The 6084-nt window shown below is 66.3% G+C and carries 7 protein-coding genes; 6 read left to right on the plus strand and 1 reads right to left on the minus strand.

Annotated elements, in window-relative coordinates; all coding sequences use genetic code 11:
• The coding region (locus ACRDUX_RS33255; RefSeq protein ID WP_526420515.1) for a bifunctional methylenetetrahydrofolate dehydrogenase/methenyltetrahydrofolate cyclohydrolase at positions 1 to 772 on the plus strand (772 nt) is incomplete at its 5' end.
• Positions 769 to 1062: a DUF3017 domain-containing protein gene (locus ACRDUX_RS33260; RefSeq protein ID WP_526420517.1), complete on the plus strand. Its 294-nt coding sequence runs from the start codon at positions 769 to 771 to the stop codon at positions 1060 to 1062. The genes ACRDUX_RS33255 and ACRDUX_RS33260, both read left to right, overlap by 4 nt.
• Positions 1063 to 1148: 86 nt before the next feature.
• Here the strand turns inward: ACRDUX_RS33260 and ACRDUX_RS33265 are convergent, their stop codons facing one another.
• Positions 1149 to 2594, minus strand: a complete 1446-nt coding sequence (locus ACRDUX_RS33265; RefSeq protein WP_526420519.1) for an aromatic amino acid lyase — start codon at positions 2592 to 2594, stop codon at positions 1149 to 1151.
• Positions 2595 to 2754: 160 nt separating this feature from the next.
• On the opposite strand from ACRDUX_RS33265, the gene ACRDUX_RS33270 reads away from it, so the two are divergent.
• From ACRDUX_RS33270 to ACRDUX_RS33285, 4 genes are read left to right on the plus strand one after another with little or no spacing between them, the layout of a single operon-like run.
• Entirely contained in the window at positions 2755 to 3435 is a 681-nt protein-coding gene (locus ACRDUX_RS33270) for an IclR family transcriptional regulator (RefSeq protein WP_526420521.1), read from the plus strand.
• Positions 3432 to 4577 (plus strand): ABC transporter ATP-binding protein, encoded by a 1146-nt coding sequence (locus ACRDUX_RS33275; protein WP_526420523.1) that lies wholly within the window; start codon positions 3432 to 3434, stop codon positions 4575 to 4577. Before ACRDUX_RS33270 ends, ACRDUX_RS33275 begins: the two co-directional genes overlap by 4 nt.
• Positions 4574 to 5218, plus strand: a complete 645-nt coding sequence (locus ACRDUX_RS33280) for an ABC transporter permease (RefSeq protein WP_526420525.1) — start codon at positions 4574 to 4576, stop codon at positions 5216 to 5218. Before ACRDUX_RS33275 ends, ACRDUX_RS33280 begins: the two co-directional genes overlap by 4 nt.
• Complete coding sequence (locus ACRDUX_RS33285) at positions 5191 to 5943, plus strand: ABC transporter permease (RefSeq protein WP_526420527.1); 753 nt, start codon at positions 5191 to 5193, stop codon at positions 5941 to 5943. The genes ACRDUX_RS33280 and ACRDUX_RS33285 overlap by 28 nt, the downstream gene beginning before the upstream one ends.
• Positions 5944 to 6084: the final 141 nt, after the last annotated feature.

The raw sequence follows: 6084 nt of genomic DNA on the forward strand, positions 1-6084 counted from the left end.
GGTCGGCGACGACCCCGGTTCCCAGGCCTACGTGCGCGGCAAGCACGCCGACTGCGCGAAGGTCGGCATCAACTCGATCCGCCGCGACCTGCCCGCCGACGTCAGCCAGGCCGCCCTCGACGAGACCATCGACGAGCTGAACGCCAACCCCGAGTGCACCGGCTACATCGTGCAGCTGCCACTGTCCCGGCATCTCGACGAGAACGCCGCGCTGGAGCGTGTCGATCCCGCCAAGGACGCCGACGGTCTGCATCCGACCAATCTGGGCAGGCTGGTGCTCAACGAGCCGGCGCCGCTGCCGTGCACGCCGCGCGGCATCGTGCACCTGTTGCGACGATTCGACGTGCAGATCGCGGGCGCACACGTGGTGGTGATCGGCCGCGGCGTGACGGTTGGGCGGCCACTTGGTCTGTTGCTGACGCGCCGCTCCGAGAACGCCACGGTGACGTTGTGCCACACCGGAACTCGAGACCTTCCTGCGCTGACGCGGCAAGCCGACATCATCGTCGCGGCAGTGGGGGTGCCGCACATGGTCACCCCCGAGATGGTGAAGCCGGGTGCGGCCGTTGTCGACGTCGGAGTGAGTCGTGACGAGGCGGGCAAGCTCGTCGGCGACGTGCACCCGGGGGTCTGGGAGGTAGCCGGCCACGTATCGCCGAATCCCGGTGGGGTTGGGCCCCTTACGCGCGCCTTCCTGCTGACCAACGTGGTCGAGCTGGATGAGGCGGCGATGAGTGCTAGCGCGAAGAGCAGAGCGCCGGGGCTGAGTTGACGCCAAGGCAGTTCGCGCACAAGGTGTTCGCGGGGCAGTGGCCCATCCTGTCGGTGGGACTGTTCCTGCTGGTGGCGTTCGGACTCGTCGTGGCGGGCTATTGGCGTCGCGGTGCACTGGTGCTGGCGATCGGCGTCGGCGTCGCGGCGGCGCTGCGTTTCGCGCTCGCCGAGGACCGCGCCGGGCTGCTGGTGGTGCGTACGCGCACCATCGACATCGCCACGACCGCCACCGTCAGCGCAGCCATGCTCTACATCGCGTGGACCATCGACCCGTTGGGCACCAGCTAGCGCTCAGTCTCTTCCGCCGAAATAGCATTCCCTGTCGTTACCGCGCCGGTTTGACGACAGGGAACTCCATTTCGGCGCGCCGAAGCTCACGACAGCGCGATGAGACGCCCAAGTTCGTCGAGAAGTGGCTCCGCCGCGGCGATGTCACCACGCAGATCTCGGTCCTCGTCGTTGCGGGGCAGAGCCGCTGCCAGGGCCAGCGCCCTCCCGAGCACACCTCCGAAGCGGTCCTCGAGCCGACGCTGCCGCAACAGCCTGACGGCCCCGACCAATTCGCAGCACAACAACACCCGGTAGGCCGCGACGGCCCGCTCGAGTTGGTGGACCCCTTGCGAGGCGAACGTGGCGTCCTCCTCTGCGCCTCTCGACAACACGAGGGTCCCGACGGATGCCGGTTGCGCGGCATTGCGGATCTCGGCGATCGCCCCTGCCGCCACGTACTCGACCATCATGAGGCCTGAGGACCCATCCGAATCGGCGGCGAGGAAGGCGTTGCCGCCGTTGGTGTCCGGGTCGTTCAGCATTCTGATCCGCGAATGCGTGATGGGCGCGGTCAACGCCAATGCCAGAGTGGCCCCGTCGAGTTCGAGGGACAGCGATGCCTGGTAGAAGGCGCCGTGATGGACGACCTGATCGCTGTCGACGTCGAACAGCGGATTCTCCTGCGCCGCGTTCAGCGTCCGTTCAAGCTGTGCGACAAACGAATCCAGAGACGTGACGACACTGGCGTGAGCAACCGGATACACCCTCAGCCCGTACGGATCCTGGATCCGCGCTGGCGGGTGATCGCGCCTGCCGTCCTCGTCGAAGAGCGAGCGCAACCGGGTTGCGACTGCCTCCACCCGGGGAGCGGCCGCCGCCCGCGCTGCGGCCGGCGAGAAGGCCGACGGGTTTCCGTCGAGCGCGAGGAAGCTGAGCATGTAGATCACGCTGGAGGCGCGCTCCAGTCGAATCAGCTCGTCGACCGCGAGGCAGCTGCGTCCGACCGTCAGTGCGCTGCTGCTCATGAATGGCAGCGCGCTGTCTGCGCCCCACGGCGGCATCGGTGTCAGCTCCGCAGTGGCTGGCCGTTCGCCGATCAGAGTCAACGCCGTTCCGGCGAGCGCCGCGAGGTCACCGGTTCCGATGGAGGCGTACTGGAGGACTTCCGGTAAGGCGTTCTCGTTGAGCATTCGGACGAGCCCGTCCAAGATGGCCGGATCGAGTCCCGCGCCGGGAACGCAGAGTTGGATGAGGCGCACCGCGAGCATCGAACGCACCGTCCTGGCGGACAACGGGTCGCCCGCGTCGACCGAGTGGCTGCGCAGTAGGCGCATCCCGTAATCCGAGTCGCCGGGCGGGATGGCTGCGATCCGATTGGCTCCGACTCCGGTGGTGCGGCCGTAGGTCGCGTATCGCGTGCTGAGCTCGGCCGCCTGCACGTGTAGCCGGGCGATGGCCCCGACCACCGCTGCGGGAAGCGAGACCTCGGCGCGGCGGTCCGCCAGTGCCACGACGTCACCGATCGTCATGGTCCCGCATAACTCGATCATGCAAAATCTCCTCGTTTTCGACCATGGACGAGCGACGGGACCTATTATCGCCACAGATCAACTGTTCCACTAGTCGAAAGTCAGATTTCATCTGATAGCAACAGCGAAGCGGTTAGGCGAGACGTCGCAGTCGTAGGTTTCGTTTCGAGAGGAGGTCACCTTGGCCGATCAGGCAACCCGGACCGTCGAGCGGGCGCTGGCACTGCTCGCGAGCGTCTGCGATCGCGGCGGGGCCAATCTCGCTGACACCGCGAGGGACTGCGAGCTTGCCCCCAGTACGGCGCTTCGGCTCCTGCGCACCCTGGAGACCACCGGCTTCGTTCGCAAGGACCAGTCCGGCAGGTACCGGCCGGGCAGCCGCATCATCCAACTCGGTGCGCAGGCCCTCAGCGACGTGTCGTTGGTCGACCTCGCCGAACCCGCGATGGAGGAACTCGCCACCGAGACCGGCGAGTCGGTCTATCTCAGCGTCGAGGGCCACGCCGCCACTGCGGTGTACATCAACATCGTCGAGGGCACGCATTCGGTGCGCCACGCCAGCTGGGTCGGCCGGACCGTGCCGCTGGACATCTCGGCGGCCGGACACGCCCTGCGAGGCAAAGTGTCCGAGGACGGGTACGTCGTCGTCGAGCGCGGAGTCGAGACCGACGTCACCGCGATCGCCTGCCCGGTGTACTCCCAGGCTCGGATCGTCGCCGCGATGAGCCTCGTCGTCCCCAGCTACCGGGTCACCGCACGGCAGTCCAAGCGGTACGGCCAAATGTTGGTCGCAGCCACGGCGGACGTCTCCGCCCGGCTGAGTAGTTCCCCCACGCCACGCACTCCAAAAGGACCGTCATGATCACATTCGACCAAGTCTCCAAGGTGTACCCCGACGGGACCGTGGCCGTCGACGATCTCACCATCACGGCGCCCAACGGCAAGATCACCGTCCTGGTCGGGCCTTCCGGGTGCGGAAAGACGACCTCCATGCGGATGATCAACCGCCTTATCGAGCCGAGTTCCGGCACGATCGAACTCGACGGTGTCGACACGCAGACGCTCGACAGGGTCACTCTTCGCCGCAGAATCGGCTACGTCATCCAGAACGCAGGCCTGTTTCCCCATCGCACCGTCGTCGACAACGTGGCCGCCCTTCCTCGCCTGCTCGGCGGGGGCAAGAAGCAAACGCGTTCGGCGGCAATGGAACTGCTTGAGCGTGTCGGTCTCGACGCCAAGTTCGCAGGCCGGTATCCGTGGCAGCTGTCTGGCGGTCAGCAGCAGCGCGTGGGAGTTGCCCGCGCGCTGGCCACCGACCCGCCGTTCCTGTTGATGGACGAACCGTTCAGTGCCGTCGACCCGATCGTGAGGAATCAGCTGCAGGACGAGTTTCTGCGCCTACAGGCCGACATCTCCAAGACGATCGTCATGGTGACGCACGACATCGATGAAGCTCTCAAACTCGGCGATCAGGTTGCGGTGCTACGCGCGGGCGGCACGTTGGCCCAGTCCGCCAGTCCAGCCGATCTGCTGGCCGCACCCAAGGACGCCTTCGTTGCCGACTTCGTCGGGTCGGCACGCGGTTATCGGGCGCTGGGGTTCCACAGTTGCGACGACCTTCTCCCACTCACTGACGAGCCGACCATCACCGTGGGACAACAGGTCTCGACCATTGCGGCCTCCAACGGTCGATGGATCCTGGTGGTCGACGCGGCCAATGCGCCGATCGGCTGGGTCGACACCGCCAGCGTGCAGGGGGACTACGTCGAAGAACGCGACGTCAACCTCAGTGCCACGTCGGCCCACAGGGGTGATCCACTACGGGATCTCCTCAACTCGGCCTTGTCGAGTCCGAGTGGCCGGTGCGTCGTCACCGACGAGTCGGGCACGTTGCTTGGCACAGCCACCGACCACGACGTGATCGATGCGATCAAACGTGCCAAGGACGCGCGGATCGGCGGGCAGGAGCGAAGCGACCGGGGAATCGACGGGGTACCAGCATGAACTGGATATCCTCCAACCTCGATCGCATCCTGGACCTCACCATCAGCCATGTCTGGCTCACGTTGGTGCCGACCATCGTCGGCCTCGTGCTCGCGCTGCCGCTGGGTTGGTGGGCCCATCGATCGGGGCGCGGGTACGCGGCCATCGTCGGAACGGCGGGCCTGCTCTACACCATTCCGTCGCTGGCGCTGTTCATCATCCTGCCGGTCATATTGGGGACGAAGATCCTCGATCCGCTCAACATCGTTGTCGCGCTTACCCTTTACACCCTTGCCCTGCTGGTGCGTGTGGTTGCCGACGGGCTGAGCTCGGTGCCACACGACACCGTGGCCGCCGCCGAGGCCATGGGGTATCGCAGCTGGCAGCGTTTGCTCCTGGTGGAGCTGCCCGTTGCCGTGCCGGTCATCGCGGCGGGACTACGGGTCGCGGTCGTGTCGAACGTCAGCATCGTGACCATGGCTGCGCTGCTTGGCATCCCGCAGCTCGGCTCGCTGTTCACCCAGGGATTCCAACTCAGGCTCTACGTCCCGCTCGTCACCGGTGTCGTGATGTGCGTGGTCCTCGCCGTGATCTTCGACGGTTTGATCATCTGGCTGAACAGACTCGCAACCCCATGGCGGCAAAGGACGGTCACGTCGTGAACATCGTCGGCTGGCTGACTGACCCCACCAACTGGAAGGGTTCGGACGGCATCCCCATGCAGATCGGCTACCACCTGCTGTACTCAGCCATCGCGCTGCTGGCCGCGCTGGTGATCGCGGTCCCGCTGGGCATCGTGATCGGCTACACCGGACGAGGCGAAGCAGTGGTCGCCGGGTTCGCCAACGCATTGCGTGCGCTGCCGACGTTGGGACTGCTGGTGCTGCTCTTCCTAGTCATCTCGCCGGTGGTCACCGGGAAGCTGGTGTACGTCCTGCCCACCATCGTCGTGCTGGTCCTGCTCGCCGTGCCGCCGATACTCACCGGAACCTATGCAGGCATTCAGAATGCCGACCCGGACGCGGTGGGCGCGGCCCGTGGAATGGGTTACACCAAGCGGCAGATCCTGCTCAGGGTTCAACTTCCATGTGCCCTTCCGCTCATGGTCTCCGGAGTCAGAAGCTCCACCCTGCAGATCGTTTCGACGGCCACCATTGCCGCCTACCTCGGCCTGCAGGGGCTCGGCCGGTTCATCCTCGACGGCCGGGCGCAGGCGAACTTCAGTGAGATGGCAGGCGGTGCAATCCTCGTCGCAGTCCTCGCGCTGCTTCTCGAATTCGGCTTCGCCTGGCTCGGTCGGCTCATCGTGTCGCCGGGTCTGCGGCGGACCGCGTCGAAATCAACGTCACCAGTCGTCACGACCGTCCCAGCGGCGGCCGCCGCCTAAGGCGCCGCCCGGTGCCGACAACCATCAGGAGAAACATCATGAAGAACCGCGTCATCCTCTCGGCCTTGGCAGTCAGCTCGGTGCTCGCGTTGTCCGCGTGCGGCGGCGGTGGTGGGAATCCGCTCTCCGGCGGCGGGGACA

Source organism: Mycobacterium sp. (genome assembly GCF_050701675.1).
Lineage (GTDB): Bacteria > Actinomycetota > Actinomycetes > Mycobacteriales > Mycobacteriaceae > Mycobacterium.